This window comes from Paenibacillus sp. Soil724D2, from assembly GCF_001427935.1.
GTDB lineage: Bacteria > Bacillota > Bacilli > Paenibacillales > NBRC-103111 > Paenibacillus_E.
The window spans coordinates 146,731-172,454 of the sequence record NZ_LMRY01000045.1 but is presented as its reverse complement, the minus strand read 5'-3'; the positions used below and the strand labels follow the sequence as shown (position 1 = coordinate 172,454).

15 protein-coding genes and 3 pseudogenes are annotated in these 25,724 nt (G+C 47.4%); 17 read left to right on the top strand and 1 reads right to left on the bottom strand.

What is annotated here, in order from left to right; all coding sequences use genetic code 11:
* Window positions 1-14: 14 nt before the first annotated feature.
* The 3 genes and pseudogenes from ASG85_RS27605 to ASG85_RS40000 all read left to right on the top strand — a co-directional run.
* Window positions 15-1,406: pseudogene (locus ASG85_RS27605) on the top strand (glycoside hydrolase family 43 protein); the annotation flags it as partial.
* Between the two features lie 16 nt (window positions 1,407-1,422).
* Window positions 1,423-1,737, top strand: a pseudogene (locus ASG85_RS39460) (DDE-type integrase/transposase/recombinase); the annotation flags it as partial.
* A gap of 10 nt (window positions 1,738-1,747) precedes the next feature.
* On the top strand, window positions 1,748-2,041 hold the full coding sequence (locus ASG85_RS40000) for a sugar-binding protein (RefSeq protein WP_200957474.1): 294 nt from the start codon (window positions 1,748-1,750) through the stop codon (window positions 2,039-2,041).
* A gap of 50 nt (window positions 2,042-2,091) precedes the next feature.
* On the opposite strand, the pseudogene ASG85_RS27595 reads toward ASG85_RS40000, so the two are convergent.
* A pseudogene (locus ASG85_RS27595) lies at window positions 2,092-2,379 on the bottom strand (transposase); the annotation flags it as partial.
* Between the two features lie 80 nt (window positions 2,380-2,459).
* Here ASG85_RS27595 and ASG85_RS37315 point away from each other — a divergent pair.
* The 14 genes from ASG85_RS37315 (at window position 2,460) to ASG85_RS27525 (ending at window position 25,693) form a co-directional block, all read left to right on the top strand.
* Window positions 2,460-2,804 (top strand): hypothetical protein, encoded by a 345-nt coding sequence (locus ASG85_RS37315; protein WP_060648372.1) that lies wholly within the window; start codon window positions 2,460-2,462, stop codon window positions 2,802-2,804.
* 267 nt (window positions 2,805-3,071) lie between these two features.
* Window positions 3,072-4,754, top strand: a complete 1,683-nt coding sequence (locus ASG85_RS27585; RefSeq protein ID WP_057305775.1) for an ABC transporter substrate-binding protein — start codon at window positions 3,072-3,074, stop codon at window positions 4,752-4,754.
* A gap of 71 nt (window positions 4,755-4,825) precedes the next feature.
* Window positions 4,826-5,800: an ABC transporter permease gene (locus ASG85_RS27580; protein WP_060648371.1), complete on the top strand. Its 975-nt coding sequence runs from the start codon at window positions 4,826-4,828 to the stop codon at window positions 5,798-5,800.
* 13 nt (window positions 5,801-5,813) lie between these two features.
* Complete coding sequence (locus ASG85_RS27575; protein WP_060648370.1) at window positions 5,814-6,725, top strand: carbohydrate ABC transporter permease; 912 nt, start codon at window positions 5,814-5,816, stop codon at window positions 6,723-6,725.
* 126 nt (window positions 6,726-6,851) lie between these two features.
* Window positions 6,852-8,372: a response regulator transcription factor gene (locus tag ASG85_RS27570; RefSeq protein WP_060648369.1), complete on the top strand. Its 1,521-nt coding sequence runs from the start codon at window positions 6,852-6,854 to the stop codon at window positions 8,370-8,372.
* A 25-nt stretch (window positions 8,373-8,397) separates the two neighbouring features.
* Window positions 8,398-10,221, top strand: coding sequence for a sensor histidine kinase (locus tag ASG85_RS27565; protein ID WP_057305771.1), 1,824 nt, complete (start codon window positions 8,398-8,400; stop codon window positions 10,219-10,221).
* Window positions 10,214-11,719 (top strand): response regulator, encoded by a 1,506-nt coding sequence (locus tag ASG85_RS27560; RefSeq protein WP_057305770.1) that lies wholly within the window; start codon window positions 10,214-10,216, stop codon window positions 11,717-11,719. Before ASG85_RS27565 ends, ASG85_RS27560 begins: the two co-directional genes overlap by 8 nt.
* A gap of 1,357 nt (window positions 11,720-13,076) precedes the next feature.
* Window positions 13,077-14,069: an endo-1,4-beta-xylanase gene (locus ASG85_RS27555; RefSeq protein ID WP_060648368.1), complete on the top strand. Its 993-nt coding sequence runs from the start codon at window positions 13,077-13,079 to the stop codon at window positions 14,067-14,069.
* 312 nt (window positions 14,070-14,381) lie between these two features.
* Window positions 14,382-18,539 (top strand): endo-1,4-beta-xylanase, encoded by a 4,158-nt coding sequence (locus tag ASG85_RS27550; RefSeq protein WP_060648367.1) that lies wholly within the window; start codon window positions 14,382-14,384, stop codon window positions 18,537-18,539.
* Between the two features lie 104 nt (window positions 18,540-18,643).
* Window positions 18,644-19,723: an alpha/beta hydrolase gene (locus ASG85_RS27545; protein ID WP_060648366.1), complete on the top strand. Its 1,080-nt coding sequence runs from the start codon at window positions 18,644-18,646 to the stop codon at window positions 19,721-19,723.
* A gap of 475 nt (window positions 19,724-20,198) precedes the next feature.
* Window positions 20,199-21,986: a sensor histidine kinase gene (locus ASG85_RS27540; RefSeq protein ID WP_060648365.1), complete on the top strand. Its 1,788-nt coding sequence runs from the start codon at window positions 20,199-20,201 to the stop codon at window positions 21,984-21,986.
* Complete coding sequence (locus tag ASG85_RS27535) at window positions 21,979-23,553, top strand: response regulator transcription factor (protein WP_060648364.1); 1,575 nt, start codon at window positions 21,979-21,981, stop codon at window positions 23,551-23,553. The genes ASG85_RS27540 and ASG85_RS27535 overlap by 8 nt, the downstream gene beginning before the upstream one ends.
* 344 nt (window positions 23,554-23,897) lie before the next feature.
* Window positions 23,898-24,788, top strand: a complete 891-nt coding sequence (locus ASG85_RS27530; protein ID WP_082588250.1) for an ABC transporter permease — start codon at window positions 23,898-23,900, stop codon at window positions 24,786-24,788.
* 80 nt (window positions 24,789-24,868) lie between these two features.
* Window positions 24,869-25,693 (top strand): carbohydrate ABC transporter permease, encoded by an 825-nt coding sequence (locus ASG85_RS27525; RefSeq protein ID WP_082588281.1) that lies wholly within the window; start codon window positions 24,869-24,871, stop codon window positions 25,691-25,693.
* Window positions 25,694-25,724: the final 31 nt, after the last annotated feature.

The window sequence follows — 25,724 nt, the reverse complement described above, 5'->3', positions numbered from 1 at the left end:
AGAGGAATGATAAGATGACCCATATTACGAACCCAATTTTGCCCGGATTCAATCCAGATCCTTCTATTCTTAGGGTAGATGATAATTACTAAATTGCCACGTCCACGTTTGAATGGTTTCCCGGCGTTCAAATTCATCATTCAAAGGATCTTGTACATTGGAGGCTGCTTCGTCACCCGCTAACAAGAAAGTCTCAATTAAATATGGAGGGCAACTTGGATTCCGGTGGAATCTGGGCGCCATGTTTAAGCTATCATAACGGTGTTTATTATTTGATCTACACGGATGTAAAAAGCAGAATTGGAGCTTTCAAGGATACCCATAACTATTTGGTAACAGCTACAGATATTAGTGGGCCTTGGTCGGAGCCTATTTACCTGAACAGCAGTGGATTCGATCCGTCTTTATTTCATGACGATGATGGACGCAAGTGGCTCGTCAATATGCTTTGGGACTTTCGCAAAGGGCATAACAGATTCGCAGGCATCGTACTGCAAGAATATTCAGTTGAGGAGCAAAAACTGATCGACCCGATCACAAACATTTTCAAAGGAACGGAATTGAAGCTGACTGAGGGTCCTCACCTTTATAAATACAACGGCTATTATTATTTGTTGACTGCAGAAGGAGGAACGCAGTACAACCATGCCGCCACAATGGCTCGCTCCCGTAATATTCAGGGGCCTTATGAAGTAGATCCGCAGAATCCGATTCTGACCTCTGCGGGAAGAGCTGATCTCACCTTGCAAAAGTCTGGGCATGCCAGCCTCGTGAATACGCCTGCGGGGGAATGGTATATGGTTCACTTATGCGCTCGTCCCGTCAAGGATAAATACTGCAACCTCGGCAGGGAAACTGCAATTCAGCGCTGCGAATGGACCGAAGATGGTTGGCTGCGGCTCGCCGGAGGAAGCCGTTACCCGCTGCTTCATGTCCAAGCGCCGGATTTGCAACCTTATCCTTTCGGGCCTGAGCCTGAGAAAGATGATTTTGACGGGCTGGAGCTGAACGTTCATTGGAGCACGCTGCGGATTCCCGCCGATCCGTCTTGGTTAAGCCTGAATGATAGGCCTGGTTATCTCAGGCTGCGGGGGATGGAATCGCTGATCTCAATGCACAGGCAAAGCCTAGTAGCCCGCCGGCAGCAAACTTTCCGCTGTGAAGCGGAGACGTGTCTAGAATTCGTTCCCGATCATTTTCAACAGATGGCGGGGCTTATACTCTATTATGATACGAAAGATTACGTCTATTTACGGTTAACTCATCATGAAGAGTGGGGAATATGCCTGGGGATTCTACAATCCAAGAATGGGGTCCAAGACGAGTTGTTGGATCATGATGTCAGCATGGACGGGATCTCAAGGTTCCGATTGAAGGTCGTCATTGACCGCGTAGATGTTGACTTCACCACACAATCAATCGCCACGCGTGATCACTGCCGACAAAAACCCAGCGTACCCTGCCGCAGTCCAGCAATTGAAGGACGAGAAAGTTATGAATCAAGAAACGTTACTTCGACAACAGAAATATCTCAACAATATTATTGAACAAGATCATCGATTCATAAAGAAAATCATAAAACCAATGTTGGGATTTAAGTCTTTCAAAACTGCCGAAAAAACTATCGCGGGAATCGAAGTCATGCACATGATAAGGAAAGGACAGGTCGAATGCAATCATTCGTCTGTCCTCTCTGCAGTTGAATTAATCAAAAAATTGTTTGGTTTGACAGCATAGTCAACCAACAATAAGACGGCTATCTTTTTATAGTTTCAATAGTTGCACCAAAACCCACCAATCAATCCGAGGTGAGCGGAAACGCTCACGATGTTCTCTTTTTTCTCCGATTTCAGAAACTTTAAGCGCAACTTATCTTGGAGCAGCAGATTCGCAAAACCCTTGGGAACAAGATTCCATTGAGATTTTCGTGGATCAGGATCACAATCGAACGACGACGGCCAGTATCGCGTCAACTTCGCAAATGAGAGAACCGTCGACCATCGTTCAAGCGGATCGACCTTCGACACCGTCACGAGCGTAGTCTACGACGCAGGTGGTCAGACTGCGGGTTATGACGTCTTTGCAAGTATTAATAACAATCTTTTCTCCAGGATAGCGATCAACAGCTTGTTCCAGGAAGCGCAGAAACACACCGGCATCATACTGTTCCTCTACTATACAAAACACTTCGCCGCTTTCATAATCAAGTATACCGATCAGTTTTACGCCTTGATGCTTGCCGAATGTGGGGATTTTCTTTTGCTGTCCTTTAGGAAACCAGGTATGAGCTAACGCCTGATTGTCACGAATCATCGACTCATCTTGGAACAAGATTCGATCAATTCGCGTTGGATCAATTTTTTTAACTGCTTCAAATGTTTATTTGAACAATTCCTGCTTTTCAGGGTCCTGACAGCGCCCCCCTGGGGTGACCTTGTTGCAAGCAAAGGATGCATCTTGTGGTTATTAGGTATGCAGATTACGGGCGAATATATTATTATGACGAAGAGCGGGAACGAGAACTTGAGAAAAAATGGGGAATGCAAGCTTATGAAAGACAAAAAAATAAAGAGCAGAAGCTGCTGGATGAGCCAGCCAAAAGGATGAAAGGTACGCTAGAAGATTGGCTCGGAATGAATGATCCAAAAGTTTTTATTGATTATGTGAGTCTAGAATGTGGGTGCATAGACCAGGTTCCTGATTTCATTGTGTATGAATGTACATGGGGAGATGAGGACGGTGAGGAACCGAAGTTCTTTTGCCCAGAATGTAATGGAACGGGTAAGAAAGGAAAAGCTTCTTGACGACTGATTTAAATAGGCTCAAAATGTGTGGAGGCGGATCCTTGTTTAGGTGCGGAAGGACAACCTTGCTTGAAGTAAACAGCCGTAGATGGGTTGACTTATTTAGTCGAACATTAGATTTACATGACTGTAATTCGTAGGGGTAAGACCTATATTCTGTGAATTGTAAGCGTATTCTTGAGAGGTATAATAAATAGTGTAAGTAAATAAGTGTTTGGCCTAAAAGGATCATGCATCTTCATGGAGACAATAAGGGAGGACTAGAAAATGGTTAAACAAGTAAAACGGCACGCTTTAGCAGCATTGGTACCCGTTCTGGCACTAGGACTGACACTATCAGCCTGCAGCAACTCGAAGGATGGTGATGCTGCGAATAGCACCGCATCACCTAGCGGTAGTCAGACAAGTCCGGCAGCAACGAAAAACGACGCGATCAAGCCAGTTACATTATCTGTGTTCATTGGTGGCCCTGGCCAACAGCCGACTCCTGACAACAAGATCTACAAGATGATTAAAGATAAAACTGGCGTTAGCCTAAAAATGGAGTTTCTGGTCGGTGACCTGCAGCAGAAGATGGGCGTTATGATTGCCGGTGGTGATTATGCGGATATTATGTCCGGGGATGATAAACTAATTGCGGCCGGTGCTTTTATTCCCCTCGAGGACCTGATTGACAAGTACGCACCGAATCTGAAAAAGCACTATGCCTCCGTGTTGAATCAGGCCAAGGATCCTGCAAGCGGTCACCTTTATGTTCTGCCAGCTTACGGTGTATTCAGTGGTCAAGTTAACGATACTACGTATGAAGGACCTGGCTTTTACCTGCAAAAGGATGTCCTGAAGGAATTGGGTTATCCAACTCCTAAAACGTTGGACGATTATTTCGATATCATTGCGAAATATAAAGCGAAACATCCAGATATGATCGGGTTTGAGACGTTGAGCTTCGACTGGAGAAACTTCCCGCTGCTTAATCCGCCTGAGCATTTAGCTGGTCACCCAAATGACGGTGGTGTTATCGTCGAAAACGGGAAAGCGCAAATTTTTGCGGACAAGGATATTGCCAAGACCTATTACAAGAAGCTGAATGAGATCAATGCGCAAGGCTTGATGGATAGAGAGGCACTGGTACAGAACTACGATCAGTACTTAGCTAAAATTGCCAGTGGCCGCGTCATTGGGATGTTCGACCAGCACTGGAACTTTGGCGATGGAGAAAATTCTTTGAAATCACAAGGTAAATTCGGCAGCACATACGTAGGGTTCCCGCTCTTATATCCAGGTGCCAAAGAGTACTATCGTGACCGTCCAGTTTTGAACATCAACCGCGGATTCGGGATTTCGACGAAAGCCAAGGATCCGGTTCAAATCATCAAATTCCTTGACTCACTAATGACCGAAGATTGGCAGAAGACACTCCAATGGGGTATTCAAGGCGAGGATTATGAGGTAAAGGATGGTAAGTTCTACCGTACGCCTGAACAGCGCGCGAAAGCAGACGATAATACATGGAAGCTAGCGAATAAAGCGGATGGGTTCTTTGGTGGCCTGCCTAAGATGCAAGGGACGTATAGTGACGGAAATGCAACAGATCCGGGATCACAGCCACAGGAGTTCTTTGACAGCTTGAAGCCGCAGGATCAGGAAGTGCTGAAGGCATACAACCATAAGACATGGGCAGAGTTCTTCAAATCACCTGTAGAAAATCCCGTATACTACCCAGCGTGGAGCATTGATCTGGTGGATGGTTCACCAGCCAAAGTGGCCAATACGAAGCTGAACGACCTTGCCATAAAATATTTGCCGAAAGCTATTATGGCCAAACCGGATGACTTTGAAGGTGTATGGAAGGAATATGTGGAACAGATTTCCAAAAGTAATTTCAAAGCCTACGAAGATCGTATTAATGAACAAATTAACTGGCGTATTCAGAATTGGGGCAGCAAATAAAAAATAGAACATGTAGTAGAGTGGGGGAGACTCAGGGTCTTCTCCGCTTTACTTCCTAGGAGGGAATGTCGATGGCCGAGACCATACTGTCCAAAAGACCAACGAAAAAGCAAAAAATTGATCCGGAAATCGGCGTCGGTTTAAGTTGGAAGACGCTCAAAAATCAGAAGCAGTTAATGCTGATGTCGTTTCCCATCGTGATTTATATTCTGATTTTCAATTATGTACCGATTTGGGGCTGGTTGATGGCGTTCCAGAATTATCGTCCGGCTTTGAAATTTTCCAAACAGCAGTGGGTGGGGTTGAAGCAGTTTAAATTTCTCTTTCAAGATGATACGTTCTTGACCGTGCTTCGCAACACGCTTGCTATGAGTATGATCAATTTGGTTCTTAGCTTTGCAACAGCCATTATTTTAGCTCTATTACTGAATGAAATTAAAGTTCGTTTCTGGAAACGATCCATCCAAACGATTTCTTATCTGCCTCATTTTCTGTCATGGATCATTGCTGCGGGTATTGTAGCAACTTCGCTATCCGTCGACGATGGTATCATTAATCAGTTGTTGATGAAGCTGCACCTTATTAATGAACCTGTGATGTGGCTTAGTGAGGGCAAATATTTTTGGGGGATTGTGGGCTTGTCTAATGTGTGGAAAGAGGTGGGATGGAATACCATCATTTACCTTGCAGCTATCACCTCGATCGATCCGTCGCTGTATGAGTCTGCTGGGATCGACGGTGCAAACCGTTACCAGAAGATCCTTTACGTCACACTGCCTGGGATCAAGTCGACATTTATCATTCTATTAATCATGAACATCGGACATATTCTGGATGCAGGCTTTGAAATTCAGTACCTGCTCGGCAATGGATTGGTCGTCGACTGGTCGCAAACGATTGATATTTTCGTTCTAAAGTACGGGATTGCTCAAGGCAACTATTCGCTGGCCACTGCGGCAGGTATTTTCAAAACAGTTGTAAGCATAATCCTTATTCTAATTGCAAATTCTACCGCCAAGCGCCTTGGTGAAGAGCGGTTGATATAAAGGAGAGATGACGATGAGAACAACGACTGCGCGCAGAATTCGGATGGAGCCGATTCTGTTCCATACGATTAACGGCATCTTCATGCTCGTTCTTGCTATAGTAACCTTATATCCGTTCCTTCATACACTAACGATTTCATTCAATGAGGGCAATGATGCGCTTCGGGGAGGCATCTATATATGGCCTCGTTCATGGTCATTGCAAAATTATAAGGCGATTTTCCTTTCCGGTACGATTTACCATGCGGCGTGGATTTCAGTCGCTCGTACGATTACAGCGACGGTAATAGGTGTATTCCTTACCACCATGTTAGCGTATACACTAGCACAGCCCCACTATATTTTTCGTAAAATCATCGGTTTAATTTTTGTGTTGACGATGTATTTTAATGCAGGACTTATTCCTAACTACTTTCTGATCAAAAGCCTGGGGCTTCTGAATAACTTCTGGGTGTATGTGCTCCCAGGAATGGTGAATGCATTTAATCTCATTGTCATTCGGACGTATATTCGAACGCTTCCATCAGGCTTGGTTGAGTCTGCGAAAATGGACGGGGCCGGTGATTTCACCATATTTATACGCATCATATTCCCGCTGTGTACGCCTGTACTAGCGACCATCGCCTTGTTTATTGCAGTTGGCTCTTGGAATTCCTGGTTCGATACATTCCTGTATGCTTCGTCTGATTTGAAGCTGAGTACACTTCAGTACGAAATGATGAAGCTGCTTGGATCAACGATGAGCAGCAACAATGATCCCGGTCTGATGTCAGGGGCAAACACAAATCAAACGAAGGCCATGGTTACGCCTGCTTCCATACGTTCGGCGATCACGATTGTGGCGGCGGTTCCGATTCTATTCGTGTATCCTTTCCTGCAAAAGTATTTTATCGTCGGCATGAACCTTGGAAGCGTCAAAGAGTAAGAAGGAATAAACCATGATGATAATCATTTTCCGTTTCAGCTCGGAGCTGGGACGGTTTTTGCTTTGTTTAGGCCGATCCTTTCCTTTATAATAGACATATCTACTCCCTGAAATGAGGTGTTTCCCATGTTAAGGGTCATGTTTGCCGATGACGAGCCCTACATGCTAGAGGGATTGCGGTCAATGATTGATTGGAATAAGCTAGGCTTTGAAATATGCGGGGAAGCGCCGGATGGCGAAGACGCATTAGCCATGATGGCGTCGACCCTGCCTCATTTGGTGCTGACGGATGTTCGAATGCCTGTCATAGATGGTTTGGAATTGATTGAACAAGCTTCCTGCCTGTATCCTGAAATGAAATTTATTATTTTGAGCGGATACGCGGATTTCGAATATGCCAAAAGAGCTATGCGACATGGTGTGGCCAATTATTTGATGAAGCCTTTAATTGAAGCGGAGCTTATAGCTGCGGTTGAAGCGGTCGCGAATACGATCCAGGAGCGTGAAGCTCACAGCCAGTACGAAAGCGCTGCCTTGGGTTGCTTACGATTGGAAACGATTTCAAGGTTATTGCAGGGAGAAATCAGGCAGAAATGGATTGAGCAAGCGAATGCCTTGTTAGATCTTCATGAATGTTCAAGCTTCCGCTGCATCTTACTTGAACCTGACGTTCAGGCTTATGTCCAATCGGACCTGATACAGGTTATTGTGGATAGGATCAAGCTTCCTCAAGCGACGACTTTACTTCCATTTGGGGTAGGCAAAGAACGGCATGGATTCTTACTGGTCTCGGGGCCAGAGGAGCGCGATCTTTCTCCCGCAATGATTACAGAGCTAATTGCCAGTATACGAAATAACGGGGGTAGAGAGCTCTCGTTTTCGGTAAGCGGCGAACACAAGGGGCCGCATGCGTTAAAAGAAGCATTCCGTGAGGGACTTTTGGCCGAAATGTGCAAGTTCCCTTCTGGAGCGGAAGGGATTTACATCTATCAAGGAGAGTGGTCAGCGGAGACACTGCCTGCCTTTGTTGGAATGACGGAATCCATCCTAGCTGCCGTCGGTAGTGGGTGTCCAGAAACGGTACGAGCCCACGTGCACCATTTATTCATCGCTCTTTCGAGGCAGTCCGTCTCCGGATCTTGGCTGAGCGCTTATTTAGGCAACATTAAGCTCGAAATTTTTAAGGTTGTTACCCAATCTGGAGGTGAGCATGTGTGGGCCCCGGATTGGTTCATTTCATACGTGCCAACGGATCTTGGCCTCTTGGAACGCAAGGTCATGCGGGAATTCCTGCAAGCTGCAGAGTGGATTGGCCAGAAGAAAGGCATAGGGCAAGATGCGGTCATATCCGCAGCGGAAGACTACGTCAAATCGCATTACAGCGAAAAGCTGCAACTCCAGCATGTCGCAGAGCATTTTCGGCTGAATCCAGCCTACTTTGGCCAAAGGTTTAAGAAACAAGTTGGCCTCACCTTCAATGAATATTTACATGTCGTACGAATTGACGAGGCCAAAAAATTACTTCGTCGTGAAGAACTGAAAATATCCGATGTCGCTAATCGTGTCGGCTACTCAGATTCTGAACAGTTCGTAACCAAGTTCAAGGCACTTACCGGCCTGTTACCCTCTGCCTACAAAAAGGGATGACCTACAACTGACAAGGAGATCGCATATGAGCCGGAGATGGAAGCTGTTAAGTATAGTTAATGATATTCCGCTGAAATTCAAGTTTCTGATCATTTACTTGATGTGTGTGCTGCTTCCCATTTTGTGTATAAACGGTTTATTTTACATGCAGGATAGCAAAAACACGGAACGTAGAGAGATGGACAACTTGCGAATTTCCCTGAATCGGGTCGGAAGTGAAATCATGCAAATGGTAAACGAAGGTGTCGTGATTGGCAACGCCGTATCCGCTGACCGTGTCTTTAATGAAATGCTTGAATATACGTACTCTGATAATGTCGCCTATTACGAAGAATACGATCGTTACCTCCGAGATAAATTGGGTCAGTATCCGAATATTTACCCATATATATCTTGGATTGGCGTGTATACCTCTAACCCAACGCTATCCAATGGTGGAAGTTACTTTGTGCTTAAGCCCAGTGATCTGCAGAGTAAATGGTACCAGAAGATGAACGAAAAGAAAGATAAGGTGACAGTGACCGCTTATTTGGATACGAATCCCATGAATCCCGAGGAGAAATTGGTATATGTCAGCATTAGTCGGAAGCTGGACAATTTCCCTGACCTTATGGCATTCTCCAAATATCTGCGCATCGATATTCGGATGGATAAGCTGCTGGAGCTGTTTGATAAAGAACACGATTACTTGCAAATCAAGCTCGTGGATGAGGAAAATCAGCTTGTTTTGGAATCAGCAGGTACATTTAAAGGTGTTGACCCTCTGTTGCAGATCCTGCCTGTATCTAGCGATAATCAGCTGGCAGGCTTACCTGGGAATAGCTTCGTCAGTCCTCTCAGTACCGCCAGTTACATGCTTAACTGGCGGCTGATCGGGATTCCGGAGGGAAGTCGAATCGCGGAGGAGAGGAAAGGGGTTATCCACTTTTTTATATGGCTGACACTCATCTCTACGATTATTCCGACGATATTGATTTATATCATTATGCATTCCTTTAATTTCCGGGTACGAAAGCTCTCCAAACATATGCAATTGGTGAAAAACGAGAGGTTTGAACCCATCACGATGTATGAAGGGAAAGATGAGATCGGCAATCTTCTTCGCAGCTTTAATCTGATGACAGGGAAAATACGCAATTTAATCAATGACGTATACAAACTCGAAATTCAAAAAAAAGATTTGGAGCTCGAACGCGTGCAGGCAGAGCTGAAATATTTGCAAAGTCAGGTAGATCCTCATTTCCTGTTCAATACGTTAAACGCGATTCTCGTAGTCTGTAAGAAATATCGCTATGAGCATGTGACGGAAATCATACAAAACTTGTCCCAAATTCTGAGAAGGCTGCTAAGCTGGAAAGAGGACTTGGTAACCGTAGAAGAAGAGTTAAGCTTTACCGAAATGTACCTCCAGATCGAGAAATTCCGATTCCAAGATCGGTTTCACTATGAATTGTCCGTTGACGAATCTGTTCTCGCGTATCGGATCCCAAAGATGAGTATTCAATCGCTCGTAGAGAACTCTTGCAAACATGGTCTTCAATCGGTTAAAGGGAATCGCAGGATTCGAATATCTGTAGAGAGAGCAGGAATGAACTTGCTCATGAAGGTCGAAGATAACGGAATCGGTATGAACAGTGCGAAGCTGGATGAGATTGTTCAGAGTCTATTTAAGGGAGAAGACAACGGCAAGAACATCGGACTTCGCAACGTGTACCGCCGCTTAAATCTGTTTTACGCAGAACGTTCTCTCTTCCATATTGAAAGTATCCCCTTCGAAAAGACAAGCGTTACGATTCAAATCCCTTTGAGTCTCATCAAGAACCAGGAGGAGGCTATTGGACATGTATAAAGTTATTTTTGCTGATGACGAGCCTTTTGCCTTGGAAGGGATAAGGCTCATGATGGAGTGGGAAGAGCTTGGCTTTGAAATTGTGGGAATGTGCGAGAATGGCGAAGAAGCATTGGCCTGTATTGAAGCCTGCAAGCCCGATCTCGTGGTAACAGATATTCGGATGCCGGTGATTGACGGTTTAGAATTGATTGAAAGGGTGCAAAAAGCAGGCAGTGATCCGGTATTCATTATTTTAAGCGGGTACAACGATTTTGAATACGCTCGATCTGCCCTGAGGTACGGGGTTAAGCATTATTTGCTTAAACCAGCTTTAGATAGGGAATGGGATGCTATCATTCAACTTGTTATTCAGGAGCTGCAGCACCGAGAACAGCAAAAGGTACGAAATGACCTTGTTGCTAATCGTCTTGTACCGACTATGCTTGCTCAGATAATTCGGGGAGAAATTTCGGCAACGGACGAGAACGTAGGTGAGATACTGAATCCTTTGGTACTAGGAGATCAGGGATGGAGGTATATCCATTTCGAATGGTTGAGCGGCACAGAGCATGAACTGGATGCGAGGTACTTACAGTCGCAGAAAGTTTATCCCATTGATTTATTTGGGAATCAGGAGGGGCTTGTCATGCCGTCTGTCCCTGATATCAAGGAGTGGGCTCAACATGTATATGAAGATCTTCGTCAGCACGGTATCGAATGCTGTCTTTCGATAGGACCACGGGTGGACTCCCTCCGACATATTGCAGATTCGTATACAGGTGCTCTAGAGGCATCCGTGCATCATTTCTTTCATGTATCAGGGGGTCCACTCGATTACGAAACGATTCATCTCAGGCAAATTAGCTATGACCTCCATGCGGTTTCTATCGTAGACGACATTCACATTGCGATCGAGGCGCTTCAGGTGAAACGGATTGGCGAGCTGATTAAACAAATGTTTGTGATGCTGTCTGCTAACAAAACGGCTCGGGAAGTCGTCCATTTGTTGGTCATCCGCATTGTTCTGAAGAGCGCTGCCGTCATGCGGGAAATGGGCATCGATTCAGAGGCACTGCCTCGTGTTCGCGATTTTTTGAGAAGGGAGCATCGTTCCTTAAAAGAAGTGGAGGAATCCCTGCAGGTATATATGCAGCAGTATTTGAGCCAGTTGAAGCAGCATAAAGACAAATTCTCGGGCCATCCCCTTCGGGTTATTGAGCGTTATATCCAAGAACATTATCGGGAAACGCTAACGATTAAAGATATCGGAGAACGGTTCTTTATGAACCCGGTTTACTTAGGCCAAGCGTTCATGAAGAGGTGCGGCGTAGGCATGATTGAGTATATTCATGATCTGCGCATTCATGAGGCGAAGCGAATGCTGTGTGAATCGGATGAAACGATTCGCGTGATCGCGGAGCAGATCGGGTACGCTAACTATCATCATTTCCTCAAAGAGTTTGAAAAACGTGTGTCCGACAAGCCCGCCGCGTATAGACAATTAAGAAAAGCCTAAAAGAACAGGGAGTGAATCCTACAGTCTGTGCCGTTTCTACGAAGGACGTGTATTTCTTTTCTAAGAGATACACGTCTATTTGCGTAGATAAGACTTCCATGCCGCGTTGCGGCACCACTGATGAATGAAAATTTTTAATTTTCAGGGTAGCGCGCTCGTCCTAGATGGACGACGGGGTCGTTTATCCTTGGCATAATAGCAAAGTATAAGTTTCGAGGTAGATCATGAGGATACTCCCTTTCTAATTTACTTGGTAAATTTGGTAGTATGGAGAGAAGGAATACTAGCGAACAAAAATTGTGCGCAATGTCGTCGGATCTGTCACGACCGGACGCTAGCGCACAAAAATTGTGCGCAAGGTCGTCGGATCGGTCGCCACTGGACGCTAGCGCACAAAAATTGTGCGCAAGGTCGNAGCGCACAAAAATTGTGCGCAAGGTCGTCGGATCGGTCGCCACYGGACGCTAGCGCACAAAAATTGTGCGCAAGGTCGTCGGATCGGTCGCCACCGGACGCTAGCGCACAAAAATTGTGCGCAAGGTCGTCGGATCGGTCGCCACTGGACGCTAGCGCACAAAAATTGTGCGCAAGGTCGTCGGATCGGTCGCCACCGGATGCTAGCGTACAAAAATTGTGCGCAAGGTCGTCGGATCTGTCGCGACCGGACGCCAGCGCACAAAAATTGTGCGCAAGGTCGTCGGATCTGTTGCAACCGGACGCTAGCGCACAAAAATTGTTGCGCAAGGTGCTAATGCTGAGTGAAATTAAGGATAGTGACATGATGCTTCATAAGTGACTTCGGTTTTCTGTGTTTGGTTTTTCTATATTTTGATTTTTGTCTCTGGTTCTGATTTTTGAGAGAAATAGGGAAATTAGATTTACAAGTTGTATAACGTACAACAATTTCTTTGGCTTTTTCTTGAAAAGCTCAGGATGTTGTATGTTGTACAACAATTTAGCTTTAACTCACTCTAATGGACCACTTTGGATCAGAATTGTTGTATTTTTTGCAACAATCGCGTGAAAATAGCGGATTAGCTTGCCAAATGTTGTACAAAGTGCAACAACACACGGACAAGCAAAAGCAAGAGCAAAGCAAAAGCAAAAGCAAAAGCATATGCGTCTCGCGTGTTGTAGCTTACTTTGCATCAACATTTATAAAAACTCTCACCTGAAGACCGCGAAAGCCGTTTTTCTCATATGAGTGTTACTGGAAACATCGCATCCAATTTTTAATGCTTTTTAAGAATAGGGGGGAGAGACCTTTAATCTGTGAATGGTAAGTGTATTCAGATTCTATATCATATAACATAGATGGCCTGTTTAAACAGGATATGATGAGGAGGCTTGCCAATCCATGAATAACAAGGTACCGAATTTGCACGAGGCTTTTAACGGAATATTCAGAATCGGGGCCGCCGTTAGCACGAAGACCATCCGATCCGAGGGGGATTTCATCGCTCGGCATTATAACAGTATTACCGCGGAGAACCAGATGAAGTTCGAGGAGATCCATCCTGAGGAAGATCGGTATACGTTTGAAGCGGCGGATGAAATAATGGATTTTGCTTGGCAGAACAGGATAGCCGTCCGGGGGCATACGATGGTCTGGCATAATCAAACCTCTGATTGGGTGTTTGAAAGCCCTTCCGGCGGTCCAGCCAGCAGAGAACTGGTTCTCTTACGGATGCAGGAGCATATCCGTACGGTAGCTAGTCGTTACAAGGGGAAAGTTTATGCGTGGGACGTGGTCAATGAGGCGATCGAAGATAAGGCGGAACTGGTGATGCGAGGTACCAAATGGCTGGAGATTCTCGGTGAGGATTATATCCGCTATGCCTTCGAGGCAGCACATGAAGCCGATCCGAATGCGCTTCTGTTCTATAACGACTACAACGAGACGGAGCCGGTCAAGCGGGATAAGATTTATAATCTCGTCCGTTCCTTGAAGGAGAAGGGGGTTCCGATCCACGGAATCGGCATGCAGGGACATTGGAACATCCATGGTCCTTCCCTGGAAGAAATCCGGCAAGCAATCGAGCTTTACTCATCCCTCGATCTGGAGCTTCACATCACTGAGTTGGATCTTTCCATGTTCCACTTTGACGATAGACGGACCGATCTGACGGTGCCCACCGAGCAAATGGTGGAGCTGCAGCAGCAACGGTACGAGGAAATCTTCGGGCTTTTTAAGGAATATCAGGATGCCATTACGTCGGTAACGTTCTGGGGAGCGGCTGACAACTATACCTGGTTGGACAACTTCCCAGTTCGCGGCCGAAAGAATTGGCCGTTTCTGTTCGATTGGGAATTTCAGCCTAAACAAGCATTCTGGCGTGTAATCGGATAAGCAATTTTGGATCTGGAGCGTCATCGCCGCTCCGGGGGCCAAGGCCATGGCTATGAGCTTGTGACGGTCAGCCGGCTGTTGGAATTAGGCAAGTCAGAGCAGTAAGTCATCGACAAAGGGTCGTCCCGTAGGTCAATTTATGACCTTTTGGGACGATTTCTTTTTATTAGTAAGAGGACTAATGTTTAATACATTCTACGCCATAATTGAGGGGGGATTATTCTTTATTTTGAGTATGTGAAGCCAATTACCTAAGTTGTAAAATGAAATTGGAATAGATTGTAAGCGATTGCAAGAAAGAGGAGGATGCTTGTGAGAAAGAAAATGAATGTATGGATGGCAATCGTGCTGCTGTTTGGGATGATCGCCCCCCAGCTGCTAGCGCCTTTGGAGGCAGCAGCCAGCGGATCGGTGGTTTTGTCCCAAAGCTTTGAAGATGGCCAAACAGGCGGCTGGGAAAAGGTGCCTTGGAAAGGGGACGGAAGCGTTGCCATATCGTCAACAACATATTCCGAAGGATCCAAGTCCTTGGCGATGACGAACCGTGCTGCAAGTAGCAGCAGCCCGTTCTTGGATTTGACTTCGTTGACGAAACCCGGCCATAGGTACGATTTATCGCTGAAGCTTAAACTCGGAGCAGGAACCGACACCTTTCATATCGCTTCTAATGTCGCCGCCGTCTCGCTGACTAACCAATATCCTTGGCTGGTAGGGGATAAATCGGTTAGTTCCACAGAATGGACCACCTTTGAATGGAAGGGGTACCAGCTCCCGAGCGATACCACGGGGTTCAAAATATGGGTTGAGTCGAATAATTCCACCACGACGGAGGATCTCTATATCGATGAAGTATCGCTAACGGACGTCACGCCGATTGACCAAATCGGGATCCAATCCATCTTTGAGGACGGGCAAGGGAACTGGGTACGCAGAAACGGCCCAAGCAATATCGATATATCGACGGCTGACAATCACACCACAGGCGGCTCCAAAAGCTTACTGACCACGGTAACAAAGCAATATGACGGACCATTGCTTAACGTCCTTGGGGACATGTCTGCGGGCAACAAATACAATTTGTCCGCATGGGTAAAAATGGCTTCGGGGCAGTCTCCCACTGTATTGCGGCTCTCAGTACAAAGCGGTGACAGTTCTTATGCCAATGTTTCATCCAACGTGACGGTGACATCTGATCAATGGATACAGTTGACCGGCACGTTCACATTAACAAGCACTCCGACTGTTTTGAATGCATACGTGGAAGTGGCCGACCAGTATAGTGATGCAAGATCCTTCTATATGGACGATTTCGATTTGTCCAATGTGGGCCAAGTAGCCGGACCAAAGCCGATTCAAACGGATATTGATCATTTGAAGGACGTCTATGCGGACAACTTCAAGATCGGTGCTGCGGTGGCTGGCGACCAGCTTACTTCCGATGTCCACACACTTCTGGATTATCACTACAGTTCCATCGTCGCCGAGAACGCCACAAAGCCGGGCTCTCTGGAACCGACAGAAGGGCAATGGAACTGGACGGAAGCAGACAAGACTGCACAGTATGCCAAGGATCACAATATGAATTTCCGGTTGCATACTCTTGCTTGGCATTCGCAAGCTGCGGAATGGATGTTTAAGGACGCCCAAGGCCAGCCGCTTGCAGCAACACCTGAGAATAAACAGCTGGTGCTGGAGCGTCTCACGACTTATATCCAAGCCGTTGCGCGTCACTTCACTGACATGGAAGTACCGATCAATGCCATCGATGTTGTAAACGAAGTCATTGATCCGGGACAGGCGGACGGCATGCGGAAGAGCGAGTGGTATAATCTGACTGGCCTGGACTTCATCCGAACAGCTTTCACAGTTGCTCGGCAAGAGTTCCCGAACTCTAAGCTGTATATCAACGATTATAGTACGCAGGATCCGGTCAAACGCGATTTCTTGTTTAATTTGGTAACGAAGCTGAGAAAAGAGGGAATTCCGATTGACGGTGTAGGCCATCAAACGCACATCAGCATCGGCGGCCCCTCTATCGAACAAATTTCCGATTCCATCCGGAAATTCGGAGAAGCCGGATTCGACAATCAGATCACAGAGCTTGACGTTTCCGTATATACGGGTAGCTCAACAACCAGCTTTGACGAGAACATGCTTATTAAACAAGGGTACCGCTACAAACAATTGTTCCAAGAGCTGGTTCGACTGGACAACGAGGGCAAACATGCCGACCCGAACACTCCAGCATATAATCCTGACGGATGGATCAGCAATGTTACGCTATGGGGGATTGCAGACGATCATACCTGGCTGGACAACTTCAATAATATCATCCGTAAAGATGCCCCACTTCCGTTTGACGTGAAGCATCAAGCGAAATACGCGTATTGGGGAATGATCGAGGCAGTAAAGACGGTAACGCCTACTCATCTTCCCATCACTCCAGAAACAGCACTCACAGCTCAAGGCACACCTGTAAACGCTTTAGATTCGGTTTGGAATACGATTCCGACAATCAAGACCCAACAAGCAGGTACGCTGCAGGCTCAAGTGAAAACGTTGTGGGATGACCATAACCTATATGCCCGTGTAGCAGTCAAAGACAGTACCAAAACCGCAACGGATAAAATCGATCTCTTCGTAGATAACAATGGAATCCAGAAGTATACATTCGCACGAAATGATGCTCATATTACGGAAACCACCGACGGTTATGTAGTGCAAGCATCGATCCCATTGGCAGGCACCTTAGGCAAGCAAATGAAGTTTGACGTAAGAGTGACCGACATGGGAACTAATGATGGTACGGAGCATGGCAGCAACGGCGTCATCGTGTCCTGGAGCGATCCACGGAACGTCCAAGACAGCGATACAGCAGGTTACGGGGTCTTGACTTATATTGATGCTACCAAGGCGGGAAAAGCTGTTTACGGAACCCCCACCATCGACGGTGAACTGGACAGCACGTGGGCGAACGCACCGGTTTATTCCACCAACGTCATGGTAGAACAACATAACAACGCAGTCGCCAAAGCTCAAATCCGTACGATGTGGGATGAACATAACCTTTATGTTTATGCCGTCGTGCAAGATAGCAAATTGAACGATGCTAACGCGAACCCATGGGAGCAGGATTCGATTGAAATCTTCGTTGACCAAAACAACGGAAAAACGGATAGCTACCAAATCGACGACGGCCAATACCGAATCAACTTCAAGAACGTGAAGACCGTTGGAGGTCATGCAACCCAAGACAACTATACATCGGCCACTAATCTCATTGATGGAGGCTACGTTGTAGAAACGGCAATCGCGCTGGATACGATCACTCCTGCTGCAGGAACCATGATCGGATTCGACCTCCAAGTCAATAATGCTCAGGACAGCGGAAGCCGGGAAAGCGTATTTTCATGGAACGACCCGACAGGTCAATCCTATCAGAATACCTCGAGATTCGGCGTTCTGACGTTTGAGCCGAAGCTTGCACCGTCCCAGACCGGTTCTACCTCGAGCCCCACACCGGACGAATTCTTTAAAGTGGACGTCCAAAAGGGCGGCAAGGTCGAACAAAATGGGGTGACCATTGATTTACCGGCCGGAGCCATTGGCAAAGACGTTATCGTGGTCGTCAAAAAGCTGAGTGATCCTTCGAAGCTGAATAACGACCCGCATTTGAAGCTGGCTGGAGATGTGTACGAGATTACTAAGGACGTGGAAGGAGCGTTCCAGAAACCAGTCACGATTACCCTGCCGTTCAAGACTGGCTTGTTGGATGATGAACATGAGGTGGCATTGTACTGGTACAATGAAGAAACTGACAAGTGGGTCAAACTGGACGACATTAAGGTCGACCGGAAGAAAGGCACCGTTTCCGGCAGTGTGACGCACTTCACCAAGTTTGCGGTATTGGCGGCAGAAAAGTCAGCACATGTCGAGGTTCCGGCCTTGACCGATATTAAAGGACACTGGGCCGAAGCAGGGATCCAAGCCCTTGTGAAGGCCGGTGTGATCGACGGTTACCAAGACGGTTCATTCCGGCCTGAAGCAGCTGTAACAAGAGCCGAGTTCGTATCCATGATCGTCAGAGCTTTCCACCTGACGGCAACAGGCGGAGCTGGGTTCTCTGATACCGGCAGCCACTGGGCGAAGGATGCAATTGCAATAGCATCCGCCCTAGGGATTGTAGTCGGCTATGAGGACGGAACCTTCGGCCCGTATGACAACATCACCCGGGAACAAATGGCCGCAATCCTGGCTCGTGCCGCACATTTGGCATCTGCTACCAGCGGTTTGGAGTATAAGGACAGCGGCGACGTCTCCGCCTGGGCCCAAGGACTGCTTGCGGCTTTGACAACCAAGGGTGTGCTGAACGGCTACGAAGACGGTACACTGAAGCCGAAGGCTTTCAGCACCCGCGCAGAAGCGGCGGTTATCATCATTAGGATTTTGGATGCTCAACAGGTGCAATAACGCCAGCAAGGAATAGAAGGAAGGCTGTCCGCACGTGGATTTCATGTGCGGCAGCTTTGTTTTGGGGTGGAAAAAATATACATCCGAAGGGACAATAATGAACCATGAAAAGCATGAATGTGACGGCAGTGCCTTCCAAATATCTTATGTCAGTTAATGAAGAGCTTCAAGGAACGGTTCAGGAGGTTTCCTATAAGGTAGGCAACTATATTCATTTGTCTCGACAGCTTGTAACGGATCGGAGCATCGATATCAGTGAAGCAGGAAGAGAAACCGTTGCGGGAGATGCCATATTGAAGAAATGCAACGTCTACTTGCCTGCGGGTTATGACCCAAACGACACTACTGTTAGATATAATGTATTGTATTTGCTTCATGGAGTAGGTGGGGATCAATATGAATGGTTAAGTAGTAACGGTAAGGTTGACGGACGATTTATCATTTGCAATATACTTGACAATCTTATTATAAACGGCGATATCGATCCGCTGATCGTCGTATTTCCCAACGGAAGAAGCGCGTACGACTGGACGGATAGCTCCTTCAATTCCGAAGGAACCAATATGCTGGGATTCTATTACTTCGATTATGAGTTGAGATATGATCTGATTCCATTTATAGAATCAAACTACAAGACCTACGCAGATATAACAGTCACTTCACATGAGGGAATCATATATAACCGCACGCGCAGAGCGATCGCCGGGCTTTCGATGGGGGGAATGCAAGTCTTGAATCTGATCCTCGGCGGTTACCGACATGATTCGACGCGAATCACCGGCACAGAGAGTCCCTGGAACAACGGGTTGGATAAGACTGTGCTCGCGCCAGGCATGATAGATTTGTTCGCTTATGTCGGAGCTTTTTCAAACGCTCCTACGTCGAGTGATGGCATAACTCTTGGAGTCAGTCTCACATCATGCGTCCATAATCTTCATTTGCTATATACCACCTGTGGCGATTCAGACGGAGTAGCAAATGGCAGCTATGCCAAATCGGTTGAGGGGCTCACGGACACTGCGGGTGATTTTGTAGGTGATTATTACCAGGTCCTTCTAGAGAATGGTGTTCATGATTTCAATGTTTGGAACAACGGTGCATATAATTTTATCCGGTTATCATTTGGGAAATGTGAAGAGCATGAAAAGCCATATGTTGTCAGGTTGACGCTCCATTCTTTTTAACTGAACATATACAGGGGGGCTAGATCTGGGGCTGGGCCGTTCCCCTAAGCAGAACTTGTAGGCAAGCGTGGAATCCTTCAAGGGCGGATGACGTCCATCGTCTCGAGGGACGACTGCAGCTCGGCGCTTCATTTGCAAGGAATAGAAGGAAGGTTGCCGCATGTGGATTCCATGTGCGGCAGTTTTTTGTGGGGCTTCCGGAATGGGAGTGGGTTAACCATGTGGCGCAAAATTAAGCCATCTTTATACTCAAAGGAACCAGATGCTGTTCCGGGTCTCTGCGGGCCAAAATGCAACATCGATTTTTTTGTGTTAGGATAAAAATATCTAATTTTGACATGAAATTTCGATGAATCTACTGGGTGGGATGCTTTCGAAAGTTTTTTTATAATTATATAGCCCCATAGCAGAAGCATAAAATCATATATTTCACATAATTGAAAACGCTATCAAAAAAAGGGGGGGCAAGGTGCTTATGAAGTGGATAGACAAAACGAACAACATTCACATGAAAAAGAAGTTGATCATTTCATTCATCCTTGTCGTCTTTATTCCGGTCGGGATCGTGGGCGCTTTGCTGACTCAATCGCTTCGCCAGACGGCACTTAACGATGCGGTCCAGCAAACGTCGAACGACGTGGAGAAGGTGAAGACACGCATCGGCGAGATATTGAAACTGTCGATCGAGATTTCTAATAAGTTGGCGACGGACCCGCGATTGGAAGTTCTCGTCAATAAGCGTTACGAATCGAACTATTCGGTTGTAGAGGCCTATAGAGAATATCGGGAGTTCGAGCAATACGTGCGGCTGTATAAAGAAATCACCAACATCCGGTTGTACGTGGATAATCCGACGCTGCTGAATAACTGGTACTATTTACAGCCAGAGCCGTCGATTGCGAATTCGGAATGGTACAAGGCGACGATAAAGAACTCGGATAAAATCGGATGGTATTATATCAGAGACGAAACGAAAGGCGATAGTGCTTACCTGAGCCTCGTGCGTCGCGTCTATTTTCCGAATTACAGAACGACCTGCGTGCTCGTCATCGATATCAGCCCAACGCAGCTGAACGGAATTCTGAGGCAAGAGCAGTTCGATACGATGGTCATCGATGGGAACGGATATATCGATGCTGCCAAAAACACGGACCTCGTGGGCAAGCATATTCGCGACTTTCACATCACCCAGGAAATGCTGGATAAACCGAGTGGCACGTACCAAATCGATTACAACGGGGAAACGTCGAAGCTGATTATAGAGTCCCTCATTCCGGACGTGAGTAGTAATGGCTTGAAAATCATATCCGTGTTTTCGGTGCAAAGCATCGTTAAGGGAGCGAACCGGATCAGCATGTTCGGACTATTCATTATCATCATGAGCTTGTTAATCGCCTTGGTGTTCATCTATATTTTTTCCTCCCTGTTGTCGAAGCGTATCTTTCGCTTGAGCAAGCAAATCAATAAGGTGGCTTTAGGCGATTTGCATGCCAGCTCAGTGATTGATGGTGACGACGAAATCGGGCAGCTGTCACGGCAATTCAATTATATGGTCGGCAATATCCGCGAGTTGATGGAGGAAGTGACCGAATCGAACCGGCAAAAAGCGCAGCTGGAGCTCAAGCAGAAAGAAATCAAACTGAAAATGATGGCCAGCCAGATCAATCCCCATTTCTTGTTCAACGCCCTTGAGTCGCTACGGATGAAGATTCATTTGCGGGGGAGTGCGGATATTGCCGACATCGTCAGGGTGCTTGGGAAACTGATGCGCAAGAGCCTCGAGATCGGAGGCGGTACGATTACACTTGGTGAAGAGCTGGATATGGTCCGATGTTACTTGGCCATACAACGATTCCGTTACGATGACCGCCTTGTCTACGAGCTTGAGCTCGACCCGGCATCAAGCGAAATCCAGATTCTGCCGCTCGTCGTGCAGCCCCTGGTGGAGAACGCCGTGATTCACGGGATCGAGAATAAAGAAGAGGCGGGCTTCGTACGGATTCGTACGGAGCTTAAGGATGACGCCTTGTATGTGACTGTTGCCGACGATGGCGCCGGAATTCCGGAAGCAAGGTTGAATGCGCTAATCTACTCGCTGGACGACCCCGAAGATGGAAAGAATCATCGCATTGGCCTGCGCAACGTGCATCAGCGGCTTATCCTTACTTATGGAGAGCAATACGGACTCCGCATCGTCAGCCGGGAAAATGAAGGGACGGAAATTCATTTCATGATACCGATTGGAGGAGATTCACATGTATAAAGTTATTCTCGTAGACGATGAAAAAGCGATACGCCAAGGCTTGAAGGCGATTATCGACTGGCAGCGGCACGGCTTCGAGGTGATCGGGGAGGCGGGCAACGGCCGGGAAGCGATGCTCCGGCACCAGGAGCTGAAGCCCGACCTTATGGTCATGGATGTCCGTATGCCTGGGGTGGACGGGCTGCAGGTTATCGAAGAAATTCGCAAGGTAGATAAGGAATGCCAATTTATCATTTTAAGCGGCCATGCCGATTTCTCGTACGCCAAGCGCGCGATTTCATGGGGAGTGAACGCCTATTTGCTCAAGCCAGTAGATACGGATGAATTACAAAATGAGCTTGACAGGATCGGCGGAGTGCTGAAAGAGGCTTCCGGATCGCTGCAAATAAAGGAACAGACGTCGGCGCAGCAGCTCGAGGATCAGATCGTATCGCTGCTAATGTATGATGAGGAGGGTCACCGTACGGCGATGGAACAGCCGAAGGAGCCGGAGCTCGATTGGTGTTCGTATCGGGTAATGCTCTTGAAGCTGCATCCGCCGCTTGGCAGTCATGTCAACGATCGGACGGAAGTCAGGAGAAAGCTGGCAGAGCGTTTTGAGTCGTCGGGTACAGGCATTGTATTCGCCGCAGAGCCCTTTGTAGGCGTTCTGCTGAATGAGAGGGTGCCGAATAAGCTACAGGCCAATTCGATGTATCTGGATTTGGAGGAATCGCTTCTGGGACTGAACGGCGGCTTCTCCGCAGCGGCGGGAGACCCGGTGCATCAGCTCGGCGACATCGGTCTATCCTATTCGCAGGCTGTCCGGCTGCTGAAGGAAGAGTTCCTGTTCCGCGGAGAACGGAGGGTCATCCTTAAGCGTCCGCCGCTAAACCTTGCCGCTAACGGCGCAAGAGCCGACGAGCCGACTGGACCCGATTTAAACGCTTTGGCGGATAAGCTATTTTATGCGCTCGATATCGGCAGTAAGGACTCCGTTCGGCGCATTCTGGATGAAGGGGGGCAGTCGATCGCCGCGTACGACGGCGCGGAGCAAGCGATGAAAACAGCCTTCTCGCAATGGATATCGCTCGCACTGACCAAGCTGTCGAAGACAAGTGATACCGCTTTCACCGCCACACAAGATGCCCTTTCGGTAGTCGCAGAAATTTATGAGCAGCCTGATCTTCGGTCGTTGCGTCAGATGCTTGAGGACAGGTTGCTCGGACTGACGGAGCGTATAAGCACGTTCAGCAGCGAGTCTGCCATCAAGCAAATTCTTGATTTCGTGGAGCGTCATTACGCTGAGAACTTAAAGCTTGAGACACTCGCCGGGTTATTCAATTACAATAGCGGGTACTTGGGGAAGATGTTCAAAAGCTTCACGGGCGACACCTTTCACAACTATTTGGACAAAGTCCGAATCCGGAACGCCAAACATTTGCTGGCCGGCGGGCTCAAGGTGCACCAGGTAGCGACGCGTGTCGGGTACGCCAGCGCCGATTATTTCCATTTGAAATTCAAAAAGTATATAGGCGAATCGCCGTCCCGATATAAGATGAAACTGACCAAAACCACTTCGGGGTGAAACCGTGCAGCCATGTTCTGCATGTTGATTTTTGATAGGATACAGCGTCCCCATCTTCGTTCAAAGGCGCTCCCTTCGCACGAATAGCCATAAATGTTCCGGGAGGAGGGCCATTTGCCTCCTTCTTTTTTGAATCCTTTGAAAACGCTTATTTTAATATGATTTATAGTTGAATTTCGTGGGTTTTGGCGTCAGGCCGGGTGCGTTAAAATAAGATCAAGAGAGAGAGAGAGAGAGAGAGAGAGAGAGAGAGAGAAGGAGGAGGAGCCGGGCTGCAACCGCTATCAACAAAAACTGTCATTAATCTTCCGGCGGTAAAACGAAAGAAAAGCTTCATTCACACCATGCTGGATCAGAAATACTTGTATTTCATGTCATTGCCTTTCATCATCTGGTTGCTTATATTCAACTACGTTCCATTATGGGGCTGGTTGATGGCATTCCAGAACTATAAGCCTGGCAAGAATATTTTGCAACAGAAGTGGGTGGGATTGAGCAACTTCCACGAATTGTTCGCGGACGAACGGTTCTATCTGGTTTTGCGGAATACGCTTGCAATGAGCATTATGGGGCTTATTGTCGGGTTTACCGTTCCCATTATCTTTGCACTGCTGATCAACGAATTGCGGGGACAGTTGTTCAAGCGGACCATTCAGACGGTTTCGTATTTGCCCCACTTTGTTTCATGGGTGGTTGTCGCCGGCTTGGTCAGCAAGATGCTCTCCACCGACGGAGGTGCGGTGAACCAACTGCTGATGATGCTTCACATTACGGACTATCCGATCCAGTTCATGGCGAAGCCCACCTGGTTCTGGGGAATCGTCACATCGGCAGATATGTGGAAGGAAACCGGCTGGAATTCCATCATCTATCTTGCGGCCATGGCCGGGATTAGCCCGGAGTTGTACGAAGCGGCGACTGTGGACGGCGCGGGAAGGTTCCGCCGGATGTGGTACATTACGCTGCCGGGAATCCGCCCCACCTTCATGGTACTGCTGATTCTGTCCATCGGCAACCTGATCAGCATCGGCTTCGAGAAGCAGTTCTTGCTAGGGAATCCGCTAGTCAATGATTACTCCGAGGTGCTTGATATTTACGCTTTGAAATACGGTATCCAGATGTCCCGTTATTCCTACGGCACCGCAATCGGGATGTTCAATTCCGTTGTCAGTATTTTCCTGGTGTTTACGGCCAATGCCATCTATAAAAAAATCACCAAAGAAACGATCATTTAGGAGGAATCACAGTGCAAGGGCTTGTGCAGAAAAAAACAGCCGACCGCTTATTCGACATCTCCCTGTATGTCATCCTGATCATGATCGGGATTGCAACCTTATATCCGTTCATCAACGTGTTGGCCATTTCCTTCAACGACTCCGCGGATACCGTCAAAGGCGGCATCCACGTATGGCCGCGAGTGTTAACTACCCGGAATTACGAGACGATTTTTCAATATGAGGGCCTGCTGACCGGATTTCGCAACTCGACCATCCGAACGGTCTTGGGTACAGTGGTCGGCGTCTTGTCCGCCTCCATGGTCGCTTACGTACTGAGCAAGACGGAGTTTCAGGCGAGGCGGTTGTTCACCGCCATCTTCGTGATGACCCTGTACATCTCCGGCGGCTTGATTCCCGGCTATATGCTGATTCGCGACTTGCACTTGCTAGGCACATTCTGGGTTTATATTATCCCTGGCATCTTGAGCGTATGGAACGTTCTCATCGTTCGCTCCTACATTAACGGTCTGCCTTATGCCTTGCTGGAATCCGCGAAGATGGACGGCGCGAACGACTGGACAATCTTCTGGAGAGTCATTCTTCCCTTGTGCCAGCCAGTGCTGGCTACCATCGCGCTGTTCATCGCTGTCAACCATTGGAACTCTTGGTTCGACACTTATCTGTACAACGGTCAAAAGCCGGAGTATACGACCTTGCAATACGAGCTCCGCAAGGTTCTGCTCACGACGGACAACGGCCGCAATATCTACGACCCGAACAAGCAGCAGTCCTTGGCGGCGGTTTCGCCGGAATCGATCCAGATGGCCATCACCATGGTCGTCACCGCTCCGATCCTTTTGGTATATCCGTTCCTGCAAAAGTACTTCGTGAAAGGCATAACGTTGGGAGCGGTCAAGAGTTAATTGACATCGGTAGGCTCAGGGGAACCTGTTC

Bases quoted from the DNA above. Each gene is read 5' to 3' on its own strand.
- ASG85_RS27530 (WP_082588250.1), top strand. From the start codon at position 23,898: ATGCTGGATCAGAAATACTTGTATTTCATGTCATTGCCTTTCATCATC.
- ASG85_RS27580 (WP_060648371.1), top strand. From the start codon at position 4,826: ATGGCCGAGACCATACTGTCCAAAAGACCAACGAAAAAGCAAAAAATT.
- ASG85_RS27525 (WP_082588281.1), top strand. From the start codon at position 24,869: ATGATCGGGATTGCAACCTTATATCCGTTCATCAACGTGTTGGCCATT.
- ASG85_RS27570 (WP_060648369.1), top strand. From the start codon at position 6,852: ATGTTAAGGGTCATGTTTGCCGATGACGAGCCCTACATGCTAGAGGGA.
- ASG85_RS27555 (WP_060648368.1), top strand. From the start codon at position 13,077: ATGAATAACAAGGTACCGAATTTGCACGAGGCTTTTAACGGAATATTC.
- ASG85_RS27540 (WP_060648365.1), top strand. From the start codon at position 20,199: ATGAAGTGGATAGACAAAACGAACAACATTCACATGAAAAAGAAGTTG.
- ASG85_RS27575 (WP_060648370.1), top strand. From the start codon at position 5,814: ATGAGAACAACGACTGCGCGCAGAATTCGGATGGAGCCGATTCTGTTC.
- ASG85_RS27560 (WP_057305770.1), top strand. From the start codon at position 10,214: ATGTATAAAGTTATTTTTGCTGATGACGAGCCTTTTGCCTTGGAAGGG.
- ASG85_RS27565 (WP_057305771.1), top strand. From the start codon at position 8,398: ATGAGCCGGAGATGGAAGCTGTTAAGTATAGTTAATGATATTCCGCTG.
- ASG85_RS27585 (WP_057305775.1), top strand. From the start codon at position 3,072: ATGGTTAAACAAGTAAAACGGCACGCTTTAGCAGCATTGGTACCCGTT.
- ASG85_RS27545 (WP_060648366.1), top strand. From the start codon at position 18,644: ATGAAAAGCATGAATGTGACGGCAGTGCCTTCCAAATATCTTATGTCA.
- ASG85_RS27535 (WP_060648364.1), top strand. From the start codon at position 21,979: ATGTATAAAGTTATTCTCGTAGACGATGAAAAAGCGATACGCCAAGGC.